Below are 18,424 nucleotides of genomic sequence, written 5' to 3'. Positions count from 1 at the left end.
TGTACTTGTTCAAGTATACAGCATGGTGTTTCATCCAGTAAAAAATCGTCGACGCAGTTCAGCGTTTCATACGAACTGACATCTTCCACCATTGAGGCGAGGCACTGGCTATCATAGACTCGGTTTACATTTGAAACATCTGTTTACCATCAGGATGAAACCTTTCATGGGCCAGACCGATACCGTTACGCGGATCCTCGACACGGCCGAGGTGCTGTTTGCAGAGCGAGGCTTTGCCGAAACATCCTTACGCCACATTACCAGCAAGGCCAAGGTCAATCTGGCAGCGGTCAACTACCATTTCGGTTCCAAGAAGTCGCTAATTCAGGCGGTGTTCGCGCGTTATCTTACCCCGTTCACTGAGCGCTTTCATGCTGCTCTGGATGAGCTCGAGACACGCTATGCTGGCGAGGTGATTCCGCTTGAGGTATTGCTTGAAACCATGGCGCGGACGGTGCTTGAGGTACCGGCCGAGCGCAACAGCCTCAAGGTCTTCATGCGGTTGCTGGGGCTTGCCTACAGTCAGGCTCAGGGTCATCTGCGGCGCTATATCCAGGAGGAGTACGGAAGCGTCTTCTCGCGCTTCACGGAGCTTGTGCGGCGAGCCACGCCCGATTTGCCCGATGCAGAGCGCTTCTGGCGGCTGCATTTCATGCTCGGCACGGTGATCTTCACCCTCTCGGGGCTCGACGCCTTGCGCGATATTGCCGAAAAGGATTATAGCGACCGTGTCTCGGTGCGCGAGCTCGTGCGGCGTATGCGCCCCGTGGTCGTTGCTGCCATGAGCGCTCCGCTTCCGGACACCGTCGTCGCGACTGCCGAGGCGAGCTGATGTCAACGCCACTCCTTCATTGTCTGCCTCCCGATCAGGCTATCTGGCTCGAGGTGGATACCACGCATCAGCACTTGTGCGTCTGGCGGGGGAAAGAGTCCGTGGCGGTCTATCCCGTTTCGACGGGTGCCGCCGGCACTGGCCAGCAAGAGGGGAGTGGCCAAACGCCCCTTGGCTGGCACTACGTGCGTGCCGCCATCGGCGAAGGCGAGCCTACAGGCTGTGTATTTCGTGGCCGTCGGCCCACCGGTGAGCGGTTTTCTGCGCAACTGGCGGCTGCCTATCCCCAACGTGACTGGATCTTGACGCGGATCCTGTGGCTTTGCGGCCTCGAGCCAGGACATAACCGCGGGGGTGACGTGGATAGCCAGCGTCGCTACATTTATCTTCATGGCACGCCACCGGATCAACCCATCGGCAAGCCGGGTTCGCATGGCTGTATCCGTTTGCGCGACGATGATCTGCTGGCGGTTTTTGCTGTGGCGATGCCCGGTACGCCCGTCTGGATTCATGCGGGTTGAAAGCCTTTTGACGCCAGTGAGCTGTTACGGCTTTCGGCTTTGCTCTAGAATCGGCTCCCTTTCACGCCAAGGAACCTGACCATGACCCAACCACTTGGCCCCGTGATGCTGGACCTGGAGGGCCAAGGCCTGACTCAGGACGAGCGGGAACTGCTGGCGCGACCGGAAGTCGGCGGTGTCATCCTGTTTGGCCGTAACGTCGACTCGGCCGGCCAAGTCAGCCAATTGTGTGCCGAGATACGCGCCCAGGGTCCGGGCCTGTTGATCGGTATCGACCAGGAAGGGGGACGGGTACAGCGACTGCGCAAGGGTGTGACTCGCATACCCTCCATGAACCGACTGGGCCGTGATGTTGTCAAGATGCCCGAAGTGACGCTGAGGTTATGCCAGGATGCCGGCTGGTTACTTGGTATGGAGATGGCTGCCTGCGGCCTTGACTTGAGTTTCGCCCCGGTACTCGATGTCGACAGCGGGGCCTCGAGCGTGATCGGCGATCGCAGTTTCTCGGCCGACCCGCAGGCGACGGCGGAGATGGCAGGCGCCTTCATCCATGGCTTGCATGAAGCCGGCATGGTGGCGGTGGGCAAGCACTTCCCGGGCCACGGTGGCGTGTCGGCCGACTCCCATCATGAGCTTCCCATCGACGAGCGCTCGATGGATGAGCTACGCCGCCATGACCTGATACCTTTTGCCGCACTCGCGCCAAGGCTCGACGCGGTGATGCCCGCTCACGTGGTCTATCCGGCCTTCGATGCCCGCCCCGCAGGTTTCTCACCGGCGTGGCTTGGCATGCTGCGCGAGAGCCTGGGCTTCAAGGGCGTCGTTTTCTCCGACGATTTGAGCATGGCCGGTGCTGCCTCGGCAGGCAGCCCCGGCGAGCGTGCCATGAAGGCACTGGCAGCTGGCTGCGACATGTTGCTGGTGTGCAACGATCGTGACGCGGCGCTCGAAGTGATCGAGGCCTGCCAAGGGCGTGTTTCACGACGTGTGTCCAAGTTGCGCTATGCCCGAGCAAGGCCGGCGTTGCAGGCTTTGACGGCGATCTCACGCTGGCGCCGTGTTCATGCTCGCCTTGAGGCCCTGGCGGCTGAATAAGTCCTGGCCGCCAATGACTTCCTGGCACCTGTGGTCAGCTTCCTCCCTTTCGCGACGCTCGGGCAGCGTCGTTCCCCGTTAAGATGACGAGCCGATTCCCGATGTCCCGATTCGATGCCGATTTTTACCAGTCTCTTGCCGATATGCGACACCTGATGGACAACGCGGACTGCTTGATCAGTCATGAACAGGTCGAGCGTGCCCTTGATCGCATGGCCGAGGAAATCACTCGGGATCTGGGCGACAGGTTGCCGGTGTTTTATTGCGTGATGAACGGTGGACTGATCACCACGGGGCATTTGCTGACCCGTCTGGGCTTTCCCCTGGAGGTCGATTATCTGCATGCCACCCGTTATCGCGGTGGCCTGCGCGGTGGCGAGCTGTTCTGGCGCGTCTCACCGGAGATTCCCATGGCGGGACGTCATGTGGTGATCGTCGATGACATCCTCGATGAAGGCGCGACGCTGGCCGCCATACTGGCGTATTGCCGCGAGGCAGGGGCGGCGAGTATCGCTACCGCCGTTCTTGTCGATAAACAGCACGAGCGCAAGGCGGTTCCCGGCCTCAAGGCCGACTACTGCAGCCTAGAAGTGGCCGACCGCTTCGTCTTCGGTTTCGGGATGGACATCAAGGGATATTGGCGCAACGCGCCGGGTATCTTTGCCCCGCAAGGGCTGTGACCCGGCTGCGCCTTAAGCTTAATGGCTTAGGCCAGTCCCAGTTCGTGAGTGGCCTCCTCGCGCATCTTGAATTTCTGAATCTTGCCGGTCACGGTCATCGGGAATTCATCGACGAACTTCACATACCGCGGAATCTTGTAGTGGGCTATGCGGCCCCTGCAGAAGGTCTTGAGTTCGTCGGCGGTGAGGTCTTCATTCTCGCCTAGCTTGACCCACGCCATCACTTCTTCGCCATATTTCTCGTCGGGTACGCCGATGACCTGTACATCCGAGATGGCCGGGTGTGTATAGAGGAAGTCCTCGATTTCCCGTGGATAGATATTTTCCCCACCTCGGATGATCATGTCCTTGATGCGCCCGACGATGGCGATGTAGCCGTCATCGTCCATCGTCGCCAGATCACCGGTATGCATCCAGCCGTTGTTGTCGATGGCCTTCTCGGTGGCTTCCGGGTTCTCCCAATAGCCCAGCATCACGCTGTAACCGCGCGTGCAGAGCTCCCCCCTTGCTCCTGTCGGCACCACGTCGCCGGACTCCGGGTCAATCAGCTTGACCTCCTGGTGGGGGTGGATGGTACCGACGGTGGTCACTCGCTTCTCGAGCGGCGCATCGGTGCGCGTCTGCAGGCTGACTGGGCTGGTCTCGGTCATGCCGTAACAGATGGTGACATCCTTCATGTGCATCCTGTCGATCACCTTGCGCATCACCTCGATGGGGCAGATCGAACCCGCCATGATGCCGGTACGCAGGGAGGAGAGATCGAAGCTCTCGAAGTCGGAGTGTTCCAGTTCGGAAATGAACATGGTCGGTACGCCATACAGAGCGGTCGCCTTCTCCTCGCTAACCGCCCGCAACGTGGCTTCCGGATCGAAACCGTCGCTGGGATAGATCATCGTGGCACCATGGGTAACGCAGCCGAGGTTGCCCATCACCATGCCGAAACAGTGGTAGAGCGGTACCGGAATCACCAGGCGATCCTGTTCGGTAACCCCCATGCAGCGGGCAACGAACAAACCGTTATTGAGAATGTTGTGGTGCGACAGGGTGGCGCCCTTGGGCGAACCGGTAGTGCCGGACGTGTACTGGATGTTGATCGGCTCGTCGAATTGCAGCGATGCCTGGATCTCGGCCAGGCGCTGGGCAGATACCTCATCGGCGTGGTCGAGCATGGAGGACCAGGTCAGCATGTTGTTCAGCGTCCGGGTGTCGTCCAGGCAGATCACGCGCTTGAGGTCGGGCAGTCGCGCGCTTTCCAGCCGGCGGCTGCGGCTGGAACGTTCATTGCGCTTCGAAACCTGTTCGCCATGGAGCTCCGGTGCCAGCTCTGTATGGAGCTCCGGCGCCAGCTCTGTATGGAGCTCCGGTGCCAGCTCGGCGAGAGTGGCCACATAATCGGACGCCTTGAAGGCACCTTGAACGACCAGCGTCGAGGTGCCGGATTGCCTGAGCGCATACTCCAGTTCGTGGGTACGGTAGCTGGGGTTAATGTTGACCAGGATGGCGCCGATCTTGGCGGTGGCGAACTGGGTGATGGTCCATTCGGCGCAGTTGGGCGACCAGATGCCGACTCGATCCCCCTTGGTGACGCCAAGGGCGAGCAGGGCGCGCGCTGCCTTGTCGACGATCTCCTGTAAGCCCTGCCAGGTATAGCGCTGTCCCTGATGCCGGCTGATGAGTGCATCGCGATCGGCACAGCGTGCCACGGTCTCGTCGAAACAGTCACCGATGGTCTGTCCCTTGAGAGGCGTGTCGCTGATGCCGCTGACATAGCTGATGGGTGAGGAGTGGCGTGTCATGATGAACTATCTCTGTTATTGACGCTAGATCGGGCCTTGAGCGGAGATGACCTTCAACGCTCGACCGTCGTCGGTTCCAGGTTTGCCAGCACATCGCGGGCCTGGCTCTCGACATCATCCAGTTCGCGATGCATCAGCCGGATATCCTCTAGCTGGCGCTCCAGATTGGCCCGCTTGTCGGCCAGGATCTCGAGCAAGCGTTTGAGCTGGCGCGCGTTACCGTCCGGCATGGCGTCATACATCATCACGACGTCACGAATTTCCGCCAGCGAGAAACCGAGACGCTTGCCGCGCAGGGTCAGCTTGAGCCGGACGCGGTCCTTGTCCTGATAAATGCGAGTCTGGCCACGTCGTTCGGGGGCGAGTAGGCCTTCCTGCTCGTAAAAGCGGATGGTTCGCGGTGTGATCTGAAACATGCGCGCCAGTTCGCCAATGGCATAGGTGCGCCGTTGGCGAGGCAGTTGGTGGGTTTCTGAAGCCGATGAGCGGGAAGGCATGAGCGTTTTCCTTGTCCTTTGGATCGGTGCAGGCGAAGCTGAAACCCTGAATATGATCGCAACACTAGTCCAAGGTTACGTTAACGTAAAGTGCTTGTCGGCCACCTGCCATTCCCGATAGCCGAGACGAGGATTACCATGGATTTTTCGCTGAACGATGACCAGAAGGCGCTGGTCGCTGCCGCCGAGGATTTTGCCGAGGCGGAATTGGTCGATCATGCAGCCGAATGGGATGCCACCTCGCACTTTCCCGTGGATGTGATTCGCCGTGCCGGCGAGACGGGTTTTCTTGGTCTCTATACGCCCGAAGCGTATGGCGGCATGGGCCTGTCTCGCCTCGATGCCTCACTGATCTTCGAACGACTCGCTCAGGGCTGTGTCTCGACCACGGCCTATCTCACCATTCACAACATGGTGACCTGGATGGTCGCCCGTTGGGGCGATGATGCCCTGCGAGACGCCTGGGTGCCGGGCATGGTCTCAGGCGAAAGTCTCGGTTCGTACTGTCTCACCGAACCCGGCGCCGGCTCCGATGCCGCTAACCTGACGACTCGAGCCATCCGCGAGGGTATGGATTATGTGCTGAGCGGCAGCAAGATGTTCATCTCCGGGGCCGGTTCGACCGAGGTGCTCGTGGTCATGGCGAGGACCGGTGAGCCGGGCAGTGGCGCGGGAGGTGTGTCGGCGCTGCTCGTACCGGCCGATACCGCGGGCATTGTATACGGCAAGAAAGAAGACAAGATGGGTTGGAAGAGCCAGCCGACCCGCCTGGTCAGCTTCGATGGTGTGCGGGTGCCGGTGGCCAATCGCCTTGGCGCCGAAGGCGAGGGCTTCAAGCTGGCCATGAAGGGGCTCGATGGCGGTCGCGTCAATATCGCCAGCTGCTCATTGGGTGCAGCCCAGCAGGCGCTGTTGCTGTCGCGGGGTTATCTGACAGAGCGCAAGCAGTTCGGCCGTGAACTCGCAAGCTTCCAGGCCCTACAGTTCAAGCTCGCCGACATGGCCAGCGAGCTGACGGCCGCGCGGTGGATGGTGCGCCATGCCGCCTGGCGGCTCGACCACGAAGACCCGGAGGCCACGGCGTATTGCGCCATGGCCAAGCGTCTTGCCACCGACGTGGGATTCTCGGTCTGCAACGAGGCCCTGCAACTGTATGGCGGCTATGGTTATATTCGCGAATACCCCCTCGAGCGACTGGTGCGAGACACGCGGGTGCACCAGATCCTCGAAGGCACCAACGAGATCATGCGCTTGATCATTGCGCGTCGCCTCCTGGCAGACGGCGTGATCGAGTCGCTCCAGTAACCGGACCAGGGGAACCTGTCGATGTCGGACCTTGCTGTTCACTTTACCGAGCGTCCCACACGCGATGGCAGCCGCATCGGCGTGGCGATGCTCAATGCGCCCAAGTCACTCAACGCGCTCTCGCTTGAGATGATTGGCCAACTCGAGGCGAGACTCAACGACTGGGCGGCCGACCCGGGTATCGTGGCGATATGGCTCGAGGGCGCCGGCGACAAGGCCTTCTGTGCGGGAGGCGACGTGGTGGCTCTCTATCGCTCGCTGATCGAGTCGCGAGAGACAGGTGCCGCTTTCGCCGAGCGCTATTTCGCCGACGAGTATCGGCTCGATTACCAAATTCATACTTTTTCCAAACCGATTCTGGTGTGGGGTGACGGCATCGTCATGGGGGGCGGTCTGGGCCTGCTGGCCGGTGGCTTCCAGCGCCTGGTGTCCGAGACAACGCGTATCGCCATGCCCGAGATCACCATCGGTCTTTATCCCGATATCGGCGCGAGTTGGTTCTTGGGTCGCATGCCGCCTGGTGTGGGGGCGTATCTGGGACTGACCGGGGCCCAGCTCAACCCCCGTGACGCCCTGGACCTGGGGCTGGCCGACCGCTTCATCCCCCGAGAGCGCCGCGAGGCCCTGCTCGATGCACTGGCAGACGCCGACTATGGTGATCGCAGCCAAAGTGCGCTGCGCGCCGCGGTGCAGGAAGTGCTGGATCACCAGGAAGACCGACGCGAAATACCACACGGCCAGGTCTGGCCACACCTCGATCATCTCCAGGCATTGGTGGGGCGGGTCGATGCCGCGACGGCGGTACGCCGAATCCTCGACGATCGGACCGAGGATCGCTGGCTGGCGGCCAACCGCGCCCGCCTCGAGGCCGGCTGCCCGCTCAGTGCACACCTGGTGTGGTGCATGCTGGAACGCCACGCGCATACCAGCCTGGCTGAGGCCTTTCGTGACGAGCTCAACCTCTCGGTACAGTGCTGTCGCCTGGGCGATTTTGCTGAAGGCGTGCGCGCCCTGCTGGTCGAGAAAGACAAGGCGCCGCGCTGGTCGCACGTCGACGCCGCCAGCGTGCCGGAGGCGGACCTCGATGCCCTGCTGGCGCCGCTCTGGTCCGAGACGACCCACCCTCTTCGGGCGCTCGGCCGCAAGACGTCCCACGGCTGAGGTGGCTTTTCCAGAGCCTTGGTCCAGCGAGCCTTGACGCCAACCGGTCATGCCAAATAACCAAATCACAATCAGGAGCCACGCCAATGAACATCGCCTTTATCGGCCTGGGTAACATGGGCGCCCCCATGGCGCTCAATCTGCTCAAGGCCGGCTACCATGTCACGGTATTCGATCTGGTGGAGAGTGCCATCCAGGCGCTAGAAGCAGAGGGAGCCAGCCGCGGCGAGAACGCCCAGGCCACTGTTACCGGCGCCGATATCATCATCTCGATGTTGCCTGCCGGCGCCCATGTCAGGGCGCTCTACCTCGGCGACGACGAAGCTCCCGGCCTGCTCGATACCCTGGTTGGGGCCCCCTTGATCATCGACGCCTCGACCATCTCGCCCGAGGATGCTCGCAGCGTGGGGCGCGCTGCCATCGACAAGGGGCTGACCTATCTCGATGCGCCGGTATCGGGAGGCGTCGGGGGTGCCAAGGCAGGGACGCTGACGTTCATTGTCGGCGGCAGTGAGGCTGGCTTCGCTCAGGCGAGTCCGGTACTGCAGGCCATGGGCAAGAATATCTTCCATGCGGGGGATATCGGCTCGGGGCAGGTCGCGAAAATCTGCAACAACATGCTGCTGGGCATCCTGATGTCGGGGACCGCGGAAGCCCTGGCGCTGGGGGTGAAGAATGGTATGGACCCGTCGGTCCTCTCCGAGATCATGCGTCAGAGCAGCGGCGGCAACTGGGCACTCAATGTCTACAACCCCTGGCCTGGCGTGATGGAGGGCTCCGCAGCTTCGCGGGACTACCAGGGCGGCTTTCTCACCGACCTGATGGCCAAGGACCTGGGGTTGGCCTGGGAGCTGGCGCTGGGATCGCAATCGACCGTTCCGATGGGCTCGCAGGCACGTAATCTCTTCGCCTTGCATAGTGCCCAGGGCAGCGGGCGCCTGGACTTCTCGAGTATCCAGACGCTTTACCGAGCAGGAGAGTCGCATACCTGACAGTAGTGCCGTTGTGTGATGCCATTTGGCTTGGCAGGAACGATTTTATAGTCTACATTTGTACAAAATGTAGAAATTAATTCCCTCCTGAGGATACTGCCATGAGTCAGATTACCCCCGTTACCTGGGACGACCCCTTCCGGCTGATCGATCAGCTCGATGAGGACGAGCGCATGGTTCAGCAGACCGCGCACGACTATTGCCAGGAGAAACTGCTGCCCCGGGTACTGGAAGCCAATCGCCACGAGCACTTCGACCGCGAGATCATGAGCGAGATGGGCGAACTGGGCCTGCTGGGTGCCACGATCGATGGCTATGGCTGTGCCGGCCTGAACTACGTCAGCTACGGCTTGATCGCCCGCGAGGTGGAGCGCGTCGACTCGGGCTACCGTAGTGCGATGAGCGTTCAGTCGAGCTTGGTGATGTATCCTATTCACGCCTTTGGCAGCGATACGCAACGCGAGAAATATTTGCCGAAGCTAGCCTCTGCCGAGTGGGTGGGATGTTTCGGCCTCACCGAGCCTGATCATGGCTCGGACCCGGCCGGTATGAGCACTCGCGCGGTGCGCACCGACAACGGCTGGCGCCTCAACGGCACCAAGACCTGGATCACCAATTCACCGATTGCCGATGTCTTCGTGATCTGGGCCAGAGATGAAGAAGGCATCGTTCGCGGGTTTATCCTCGAGAAGGGCATGAAGGGGCTCAGCGCGCCGAAGATCGAGGGCAAGTTCAGCCTGCGCGCCTCCATCACCGGCCAGATCGCGATGCAGGATGTTGACGTCTCCGACGACCAGCGCCTTCCCGGTGTTCAGGGTCTGAAGGGGCCTTTCTCTTGCCTCAACCGAGCGCGATTCGGCATTGCCTGGGGCACCATGGGCTCTGCCGAGGCCTGCTGGCATGCCGCTCGTGATTATACGCTGGAGCGCAAGCAGTTCGGGCGTCCGCTGGCGGCCAACCAGCTGATTCAGAAGAAACTTGCCGATATGCAGACCGAGATCGCGCTTGGCCTGCAGGCGGCCTTACGGGTCGGCCGGATGATTGACGACGGGCAACTGGTGCCGGAGGCGATCTCGCTGATCAAGCGCAACAATTGCGGCAAGGCGCTGGACATCGCCCGCCAGGCACGTGACATGCACGGCGGCAATGGCATTTCCGATGAGTACCACGTGATCCGTCATGTCATGAATCTGGAAGCCGTGAATACCTACGAGGGCACCCACGATGTCCATGCCCTGATTCTCGGTCGCTCCCAGACCGGCATTCAGGCGTTTGCCAATTAAATCCAGCCGATTACGAGGAGCTTATCGATGAGTCGACCGCTTGACGGCCTGGTAGTGCTGGACCTGTCGCGCGTCCTGGCCGGCCCGTGGGCAGGACAGTTACTGGCCGATCTTGGCGCCAAGGTGGTCAAGGTCGAGCATCCTCAGCGTGGCGATGATACCCGTGGCTGGGGTCCGCCATGGCTTGCCGAGGACGACACCGTCGAGCGGATGGCAGCCTATTTCCTGTGCACCAACCGTGGCAAGCAATCGCTCGCCGTGGATATCGCCACAGAGGACGGCCAGGCACTAGTGCGTGAGCTGGCCAAGGGCGCTGACATCCTGCTCGAGAACTTCAAGGTAGGTGGGTTGGCGCGGTATGGCCTCGACCATGCCAGCCTGAAAGTGCTAAATCCTCGCTTGATCGGTTGTTCCATCACCGGCTTCGGCCAGGACGGCCCCTATGCCCACCGGGCCGGCTATGACTTCATGATCCAGGCCATGGGTGGGCTGATGAGCCTGTCCGGCGAACCCGACGGCATGCCGATGAAGACCGGTGTCGCGATCACCGATGTGATGACCGGGCTCTATGCGACGATCGGGGTCCTGGCGGCGTTGCAGGAGCGCGAACGAACCGGTCTCGGCCAGCATGTCGACCTTGCACTTCTTGACGTGCAGGTGGCCACGCTGGCCAACCAGGCACTCAACACGCTGGTGAGCGGTATGTCACCCCAGCGTCACGGCAATGCCCATCCCAATATCGTGCCCTATCAGGCCTTCGCCTGTGCGGATGGCTATCTGGTGCTCACCGTCGGAAACGACACTCAGTTTTCTCGGCTGGCCTCGCTGCTCGGTCATCCCGACTGGGCAGTCGATCCGGCCTATGCCAGCAATGCTGCCCGGGTCGGCAACCGCGATGTGCTGGTGCCATTGATCGAGGATATCCTGGTGACCCGCGAGCGTGATGAGTGGCTGGCCGAGCTAGAGGCCCGAGGCATCCCGGCGGGTCCGATCAATACCCTGGCGGAAGTCTTCGACGATCCTCAGGTGCGTCATCGTGGCCTGCACTGCGTGCTCAAGCGTGGTGATCTTGATATTCCCCAGGTAGCCAATCCGCTGCGATTCGACGGCGAAGCAGCCACCAGCAACGTGGCACCCCCCAGGCTCGGACAAGACAGTGCGGCGATCCTTGCCGAAATGGGCCTGACGCCAAAGGACATCGCCCGACTGAAACGGGAAGGCGTGGTGAGATAAACGCCCGCCATTCATTCAGCGTGGCGAGAAGCGTCGCATCAAGCCTCTATCGGCAATCATACGAGTGGATATCTCCTCCACCGAGAACCGCGTGGTGTCGATGAAGGGGATATGCAACTGGCGATAGAGCCCTTCGGCCTGGCCGATTTCCTGCAGGCACTGGTCCATAGAGCTGTAGCGGCTGTCAGGGCGGCGTTCGTGGCGTATCGCCGCCAGCCGCCGTGGGTCGATGGTCAGGCCGAATAGCTTGTGACGGTGTGGGTCAAGGGCCTTGGGTAGCTTCAGGATGCCGTCCTCGTCGAGGTCGTCCTCGGTCAGCGGATAATTGGCGGCGCGAATCCCGAACTGCAGCGCCAGATAAAGCGAAGTGGGTGTCTTGCCGCAGCGTGATACCCCGATGAGGATCACGTCTGCTTTGTCGTACTGGTGGGTGCGCGCGCCATCGTCGTTATCCAGAGCAAAGTGCACCGACTGGATACGATCCATATAGACGTCGTCGCTGCCGATCGCATGCGTACGCCCTACGCTATACGACGAGTGGGTGGCCAGTTCTTCTTCCAGGGGCTTCAGAAAGGTCGAAAAGATATCGATCTTGAAGCCGGTAGCCTCCCGAATCACCCCACGTATCTGCTCATCGACGATCGTGTCGATAATGATCGGGGTCTCGCCGTCGCGCACCGCCGTCGCCTCGATCACTTCCGCCAGTTTTCTCGCCTTGTCCACCGAGTCGACGTAGGGCTTGGTGACCATGCGGATATCAACGTTCTCGAATTGCGCCAACAGACTGCGACCAAGGCTCTCGGCGGTGATGCCGGTGCCGTCGGAGATGAAGAAGGCGGTGCGGGTCATGAGCGTCTCGATTGCCAGGAAGGGGTGAATTTGCCAAGGTCATGGTACGACGTGTTCGGCAGGAGCGCCGAGCCAACCATGACAAGGATATGTTATGACCAGAACGCGCGTAAGCAAGACGTGGACAAGAGAGCGTGTTCCCCCGCCCCCCGAGGGTAAGGCTAGCCTGAACTGGTTCGGACCGGGACTGCTGTGGATGCTATCGGCCGTGGGCACAGGGTCGATTCTGTTCACCCCTCGTGTCGCTTCCGTTTATGGCTATGACCTTCTCTGGTTGTTGATCATTGTCGTTTTTTTCATGTGGGTCATGATTCGTGAAATGTCTCGCTTCACCATCGTGACCGGCAAGACGATACTCGACGGCATGCACACCCTGCCAGGCCCGAAAAACTGGGCCGTCTGGGTGATCTTCCTGCCCCAGTTGTGCGCCGCTGCGATCGGCATTGCCGGGCTCGCCGCCATTGTAGGTAGCGCCTTTGCGGTCAGCCTGCCCGGCAGCAATACCCTCTATGCCCTGGCGGTGGTGCTGCTCTGCGTCGGGTTGACGACCAGTGGCCACTACATGCTCATTGAGCGAATCAGTCGCTACATGGCCATCGTCCTCATGGGCATGGCCATCTTCTCGGCGATCGCGGTGTTTCCTGAGTTGGCGACCATCGCTCGCGGTCTGGCGTTTCGCTGGCCTGACGAACCCGATTTCTATGTCATTGCCCCCTGGGTCGGCACCATCCTGGCCGGGTCGATGGGGATTATCTGGTTCTCCTACTGGACTGCCACAAGGGGTTATGGCGGGGGACTCGAAGGTCGCGAGCGCGATGATGAAAAGCCGGCGGCTGAAGGCGATCACCGGGCTTTTACGTCTACTGGTGACGCCGAGTCGACACGCGTCGAGCGGCTCACGCGATGGGTGTCGGTAATGAGCGGTGCTGCCACGCTTGGGGTGGTGGGTGGCCTGGTGGTGATCACGGCGTTCATGATCCTGGGCGCTGAATTGCTGCAACCTGAAGGCGTCGTGCCCCAGGGAACCGATGTCGCCCTCGATCTGACTCGTCTGTTTTCGGAAGTATGGGGGGAGGCGGGACGCTACATTATCCTGGCAGCCATCGTTATTGCGCTGGGTGGCAGCGTACTCGCCAATCAGGATGGCTGGGGTCGCAGCTTCGCGGACATGGCGTTAATCCTGACACGCGACCAGCGTGAAATCCGCTCTGGCTGGGCCTATCGGGCCTTGACCTGGCTAGGTGCCAGAACCGGGCAAGCCCCCTTTGCCCGGCGCAATCTCAAGCGTTTTTTCATCCTCACGGTGACTGGGATTTTCCCTGCCATCATTATTCTGCTATTCGAAGACCCGGTGAAAGTCATGTCCGCCTCGGGAATCATCGCGGCAACCCATACCCCCTTCATCGTCTTGACCGCGTTGCTGGTCAATCTAATGCGGCTGCCCTCTGAGCTCAAGCCGCCCCCCTTTTACAGTGTGATGATGGCGTGTTCGGGCCTCTTCTACCTGCTGTTCGCCATCGTCTATCTGCTGGGTATGGCTGCAGGGTTTCTAGCCAAACCCTAATTAATGAGGACAGAGTGAGTCGCCATGCAGGTGACCAGAAAAACCATATCCCGAGCTGTTGTAAAAAATCTCCAGTGACTTCGCGGTTAGACTAATGGCGAATACGAGCGGCCGCTGTTAGAGTCGCCGTCATCGCACCGCTTGCCGCTCGGCTGATTGCCGCCGCGCATGCTGCATCCTGTCGTTGGTATCTTGGGGGTTTCGTGGACAATTACATTCTGTGGTTCGATCAACTGGGCATGAACGATGTTGACCGAGTGGGGGGCAAGAACGCCTCTCTCGGCGAGATGATTTCCAATCTCTCCGGTGCGGGTGTCACGGTGCCCGGCGGCTTTGCCACCACAGCCCACGCCTATCGCGAATTCCTCTCGTATGAAGGTCTTAACGAGCGTATCAACCAGACCTTGGCGACCCTGGATGTTGACGACACCAACGCCCTGGCGAAGGCCGGTGCAGAGATTCGCCAGTGGGTCATCGATACCCCGCTACCGCCTACCTTCGAGGCGCATCTACGCTCGGCCTACGAAACCCTGACGTCGCAACACCCCAATCTCAAGGCGGCGGTGCGCAGCTCTGCCACCGCCGAGGACCTGCCCGATGCGTCTTTTGCCGGTCAGCAGGAAACCTTCCTCAACATTGAGGGTTTCGACAACATCAAGCGTGCCGTACATGAGGTATTTGCCTCGCTGTTCAATGACCGGGCGATTTCCTATCGCGTGCACCGCGGCTATGCCCACGAGAATGTGGCGCTTTCGGCGGGCATCCAGAAGATGGTGCGCTCCGAAACCGGGGCCAGCGGGGTAATGTTCACCTTGGACACCGAATCCGGCTATCGGGATGCGGTCTTCGTCACCGCTTCTTGGGGCCTCGGCGAGACGGTCGTGCAGGGTGCCGTCAATCCCGACGAGTTCTACGTGCACAAGCCGACGCTGGCGGCGGGGCGCCCGGCGGTATTGCGCCGCAATCTCGGTTCCAAGTTGATCAAGATGATCTATACCGACGACACCAGCGCTGGCAAGTCGGTGGCTACCGTGGATGTGGCGCTGGCCGATCGCGGTCGCTTCTGTCTCAATGATGAGCAGATCATGGCGCTGGCTCGCCAGGCGGTGACCATCGAGCAGCATTACGATCGCCCCATGGACATCGAATGGGCGCTGGACGGGGATGACGGCGAGCTCTATATCGTCCAGGCACGTCCCGAGACGGTGGTTTCCCAGCAGGAGGGTGGCAAGCTCGAGCGCTTCCAGCTCAAGGAAAAGGGCAGGACTCTGGTCACCGGCCGTGCCATTGGCCAGCGTATCGGCCGCGGTGCGGTCAAGGTCGTCTTTTCGCCCGACGACATGGATAAGGTCAAACCTGGCGATGTGCTGGTCACCGACATGACCGACCCTGACTGGGAGCCGATCATGAAGCGTGCCTCGGCGATCGTCACCAACCGCGGTGGCCGTACCTGCCACGCCGCGATCATTGCCCGAGAGTTGGGCATTCCCGCGGTGGTGGGTTGCGGTGATGCCACGCAGTTGCTTGCGGATGGTCGCGACGTCACGGTGTCCTGTGCCGAAGGTGACATGGGCCATGTTTACGATGAGCTACTGGAATTCGACCGCCGGGTCACCAGCGTAGATGCGATGCCCGAAATACCCTTCAAGATCATGATGAACGTTGGCAACCCGGATCGAGCCTTCGGCTTCGCGGGTCTCCCCAACGCCGGTGTCGGCCTGGCGCGTCTGGAGTTCATCATCAATCGCATGATCGGTGTGCACCCCAAGGCGCTGCTCGAATACGATACCCTGCCCGTGGATCTGCAACAGACGATCGACCTGCGTACCGCCGGTTACGCTGACCCGGTGAGCTTCTACGTCGACAAGCTGGTGGAGGGGATTGCCACCCTGGCCGCCTCCTTCCACCCCCAGCCGGTCATCGTGCGGCTGTCGGACTTCAAGTCCAACGAGTACGAGAACCTGATCGGCGGCAAGCTCTACGAGCCGGGGGAGGAGAATCCCATGCTGGGTTTCCGCGGCGCCTCCCGCTACATTTCCGAGTCTTTTCGCCCCTGTTTTGAGCTCGAATGCCGAGCGCTCAAGCACGTGCGCGAGGAAATGGGCCTGGACAATATCCAGATCATGGTGCCCTTCGTGCGCACCACCGACGAGGCCCGCGAAGTGGTCGATTTGCTCGCCGACAATGGCTTGGCCCGTGGTGGCTCCTCTGACCCCCATGGCCTCAAGGTGATCATGATGTGCGAACTGCCGGCCAACGCCCTGCTGGCGGATGAGTTCCTCGAGTACTTCGATGGCTTTTCTATCGGGTCTAACGACCTGACACAGCTCACGCTAGGCCTCGACCGCGATTCTGGCATCGTTGCGCATCTGTTCGACGAGCGAAATCCCGCCGTCAAGAAGCTGCTCTCGATGGCGATTCAGGCCTGCAAGGCTCAGGGCAAGTACGTGGGCATCTGCGGTCAGGGGCCGTCGGATCATCCTGAGCTCGCCAAGTGGCTGATGGAGCAGGGCATCGACTCGGTCTCGCTGAATCCTGATGCTGTGCTAGAGACGTGGTTCATGCTGGCGGGTGAAACCATCGGCTGAAATCGGCCACCCGACGCAACCGCATGACGCCCGGCAGCCTTTATTGGCTAGCCGGGCTTTTTCGTCTCTGGCCCTAACGCCGGTATGGTTTTTGACATCTTGCCGTATTGATCGCCTTTTTGTGTCGAGTCTGGCCTATGCTGTGACTGTTATTTAGGGAACCCGACGAGGGTCGATGCTGATCAGGAGACGTTGTATGCCCATGCCCACACTTCCTTGTTGCCGCCGGCTGGTGAGCCCGGTCGCCGTGATGCTGATGGTCTGGTTGCCCTCGACCGTTCACGCCGAGGTGGAACTCGATTATGAGGCGCCGGCCATCGCCCCGGAGTCGAGTTCGGAAGTCACCGAGAAACCTGGCTGGGATAATGACGACTTCGCGGTGGCCGCGGCCAATCCGTTGGCCACCGATGCCGGGTACCAGGTGATCAAGGCTGGCGGGTCCGCCATCGATGCCGCCGTTGCCGTGCAGATGGTGTTGACCCTGGTCGAACCGCAATCCAGTGGCATCGGGGGTGGCGCCTTCCTTATGCATTACGATGGTGAGGACGTCCGGGCCTACGATGGCCGAGAGACCGCGCCGAGTGGGGTCGACGGTGCGCTTTTCCTCGATGAGGAGGGCGAGCCACTGGACTTCATGGATGCTGTCGCCAGTGGTCGCTCGATTGGGGTCCCGGGGACGCTGCGCATGCTGGAACTTGCCCACCGCGAACACGGGCAACTGCCGTGGGAAGTGCTATTCGAGCCGGCGATTACCCTGGCGGAAGAGGGTTTTGCGGTCAGTGAGCGGCTCCATACCAGCCTGGCCGAGGTGGAACACCTGCGTGATGATCCGATCGGCAGCGATTTTTACTACGACGAAGCGGGAGAGCCGCTGGCCGAGGGACATACGCTCAAGAACCCGGCGCTCGCCGCGATCCTGCGCGAGATTGCCAAGGAAGGCAGCAGCGCCTTGCATACCGGGCCTATCGCCGAAGACCTGGTGTTTCGCGTACAGAACCATGACCGTCCCGGCGTCATGTCGCTGGAAGATCTGGCCACTCATGCTGCCCAGGCGCGCGACCCGCTCTGTACCGAGTGGCAGGCCTATCGCGTCTGTGGCTTTCCGCCGCCATCCTCGGGGCATCTGACCATCATGCAGATACTGGGCATGCTCGAGGCATTGCCAGCGCTGGAGTCACCGATGGACGATGATCTCCCCGGCGTGGAGTGGTTGCATCGTTTCCTAGAGGCCTCACGACTGGCCTTTGCCGATCGCGGCAAGTACATCGCCGACCCGGAATTTGTCGACGCGCCCGGCGGCGACTGGAGCAATATGCTCCATCCCGACTATCTGGCCAAGCGAGCCGAGCAGATCGGTGAGCAGAGTATGGGCAGCGACGCTGCCAAGCCGGGCAATCCCGGCCCCATGGACACCAGCTGGGCCGTTCAGCCCGAGCAGCCCGAAGCCGGCACCAGCCATATCAGCATCATCGACGAGGAGGGCAATGCCATCGCCATGACCACGACCATCGAACAGGCCTTTGGCTCGCGGACCATGGCCGATGGGGGGACGGGAGAGCCTGGCGGCTATCTGCTCAACAATGAATTGACCGACTTTTCCTTCCAGCCCGAGGACGAGGCAGGCAATCCCATCGCCAACCGAGTGGAACCCGGCAAGCGTCCGCGCTCGAGCATGAGCCCGACGCTGGTGTTCGATGGAGACAGTGGCGAACTGGTCGCGAGCCTGGGCTCTCCAGGCGGTGCGGCGATCATTCACTACACCGCCAAGACATTGATCGCAATGCTTGATTGGGGGCTCGATGCGCAAGAGTCACTGAATCTTCCCCATGCCATCACCCTGGGCGGCCCGGTCTTCCTGGAACAAGGGGGTTACCCACCAGCGACGCTGGAGGCGTTGAATAATCTGGGACACGAGGTCAGCGAGCGCGAGTTGGTCAGCGGCCTGCAGGCCCTGCAAATCACCGAAGACGGTAGCATCTTCGGGGGCGCCGATCCGCGTCGGGAAGGGGTCGTCCTTGGTGAGTAGCC

The 18,424-nt window shown here is 61.1% G+C and carries 15 protein-coding genes; 12 read left to right on the top strand and 3 right to left on the bottom strand.

Translation table 11 applies throughout. From position 1 onward, the window contains the following. Positions 1-166: 166 nt before the first annotated feature. The 4 genes from KG088_RS10925 (at position 167) to KG088_RS10910 (ending at position 3,128) form a co-directional block, all read left to right on the top strand. A complete protein-coding gene (locus KG088_RS10925; protein WP_213825559.1) occupies positions 167-832 on the top strand; it encodes a TetR/AcrR family transcriptional regulator in 666 nt (221 codons plus the stop codon). Continuing rightward, on the top strand, positions 832-1,353 hold the full coding sequence (locus KG088_RS10920; RefSeq protein ID WP_213825558.1) for a L,D-transpeptidase: 522 nt from the start codon (positions 832-834) through the stop codon (positions 1,351-1,353). The genes KG088_RS10925 and KG088_RS10920 overlap by 1 nt, the downstream gene beginning before the upstream one ends. A gap of 81 nt (positions 1,354-1,434) precedes the next feature. After that, positions 1,435-2,448 carry a beta-N-acetylhexosaminidase gene (nagZ, locus tag KG088_RS10915; RefSeq protein WP_213825557.1) on the top strand — a complete coding sequence of 338 codons (1,014 nt, stop codon included), beginning with the start codon at positions 1,435-1,437 and terminating at the stop codon, positions 2,446-2,448. 101 nt (positions 2,449-2,549) lie between these two features. Further along, on the top strand, positions 2,550-3,128 hold the full coding sequence (locus KG088_RS10910; RefSeq protein WP_213825556.1) for a hypoxanthine-guanine phosphoribosyltransferase: 579 nt from the start codon (positions 2,550-2,552) through the stop codon (positions 3,126-3,128). Positions 3,129-3,154: 26 nt separating this feature from the next. Here KG088_RS10910 and KG088_RS10905 read toward each other — a convergent pair whose 3' ends face one another. Then, positions 3,155-4,924, bottom strand: a complete 1,770-nt coding sequence (locus KG088_RS10905; RefSeq protein ID WP_213825555.1) for an AMP-binding protein — start codon at positions 4,922-4,924, stop codon at positions 3,155-3,157. A 53-nt stretch (positions 4,925-4,977) separates the two neighbouring features. After that, on the bottom strand, positions 4,978-5,421 hold the full coding sequence (locus KG088_RS10900) for a MerR family transcriptional regulator (protein WP_213825554.1): 444 nt from the start codon (positions 5,419-5,421) through the stop codon (positions 4,978-4,980). 138 nt (positions 5,422-5,559) lie between these two features. On the opposite strand from KG088_RS10900, the gene KG088_RS10895 reads away from it, so the two are divergent. The 5 genes from KG088_RS10895 to KG088_RS10875 all read left to right on the top strand — a co-directional run bounded on the left by KG088_RS10895 (position 5,560) and on the right by KG088_RS10875 (position 11,395). Further along, a complete protein-coding gene (locus KG088_RS10895) occupies positions 5,560-6,726 on the top strand; it encodes an acyl-CoA dehydrogenase family protein (RefSeq protein ID WP_213825553.1) in 1,167 nt (388 codons plus the stop codon). 21 nt (positions 6,727-6,747) lie between these two features. Continuing rightward, the gene (locus KG088_RS10890; protein ID WP_213825552.1) at positions 6,748-7,887 is read left to right on the top strand and encodes an enoyl-CoA hydratase/isomerase family protein; all 1,140 of its coding nucleotides are present in this window, start codon (positions 6,748-6,750) and stop codon (positions 7,885-7,887) included. Between the two features lie 86 nt (positions 7,888-7,973). Then, a complete protein-coding gene (gene mmsB / locus KG088_RS10885) occupies positions 7,974-8,879 on the top strand; it encodes a 3-hydroxyisobutyrate dehydrogenase (protein WP_213825551.1) in 906 nt (301 codons plus the stop codon). A 101-nt stretch (positions 8,880-8,980) separates the two neighbouring features. After that, a complete protein-coding gene (locus KG088_RS10880) occupies positions 8,981-10,162 on the top strand; it encodes an acyl-CoA dehydrogenase (RefSeq protein WP_213825550.1) in 1,182 nt (393 codons plus the stop codon). A gap of 27 nt (positions 10,163-10,189) precedes the next feature. Continuing rightward, positions 10,190-11,395 carry a CaiB/BaiF CoA transferase family protein gene (locus KG088_RS10875; protein WP_213825549.1) on the top strand — a complete coding sequence of 402 codons (1,206 nt, stop codon included), beginning with the start codon at positions 10,190-10,192 and terminating at the stop codon, positions 11,393-11,395. A gap of 15 nt (positions 11,396-11,410) precedes the next feature. On the opposite strand, the gene ppsR is transcribed toward KG088_RS10875, so the two are convergent. Next, positions 11,411-12,244, bottom strand: coding sequence for a posphoenolpyruvate synthetase regulatory kinase/phosphorylase PpsR (gene ppsR / locus KG088_RS10870; protein WP_213825548.1), 834 nt, complete (start codon positions 12,242-12,244; stop codon positions 11,411-11,413). A gap of 94 nt (positions 12,245-12,338) precedes the next feature. Here ppsR and KG088_RS10865 point away from each other — a divergent pair, with 94 nt between their 5' ends. From KG088_RS10865 to ggt, 3 genes are all read left to right on the top strand, one after another. Beyond that, positions 12,339-13,808, top strand: coding sequence for an Nramp family divalent metal transporter (locus KG088_RS10865; RefSeq protein WP_213825547.1), 1,470 nt, complete (start codon positions 12,339-12,341; stop codon positions 13,806-13,808). Between the two features lie 203 nt (positions 13,809-14,011). Further along, on the top strand, positions 14,012-16,396 hold the full coding sequence (ppsA, locus tag KG088_RS10860; RefSeq protein WP_213825546.1) for a phosphoenolpyruvate synthase: 2,385 nt from the start codon (positions 14,012-14,014) through the stop codon (positions 16,394-16,396). Positions 16,397-16,646: 250 nt separating this feature from the next. Next, complete coding sequence (gene ggt / locus KG088_RS10855) at positions 16,647-18,422, top strand: gamma-glutamyltransferase (protein WP_250148209.1); 1,776 nt, start codon at positions 16,647-16,649, stop codon at positions 18,420-18,422. The last annotated feature ends 2 nt before the right edge of the window (positions 18,423-18,424 follow it).

It is taken from the genome of Halomonas jincaotanensis (assembly GCF_018448785.1).
Classification (GTDB): domain Bacteria; phylum Pseudomonadota; class Gammaproteobacteria; order Pseudomonadales; family Halomonadaceae; genus Halomonas; species Halomonas jincaotanensis.
The sequence above is the reverse complement of the archived record's forward strand: the minus strand, read 5'-3'. Positions and strand labels throughout refer to the sequence as shown.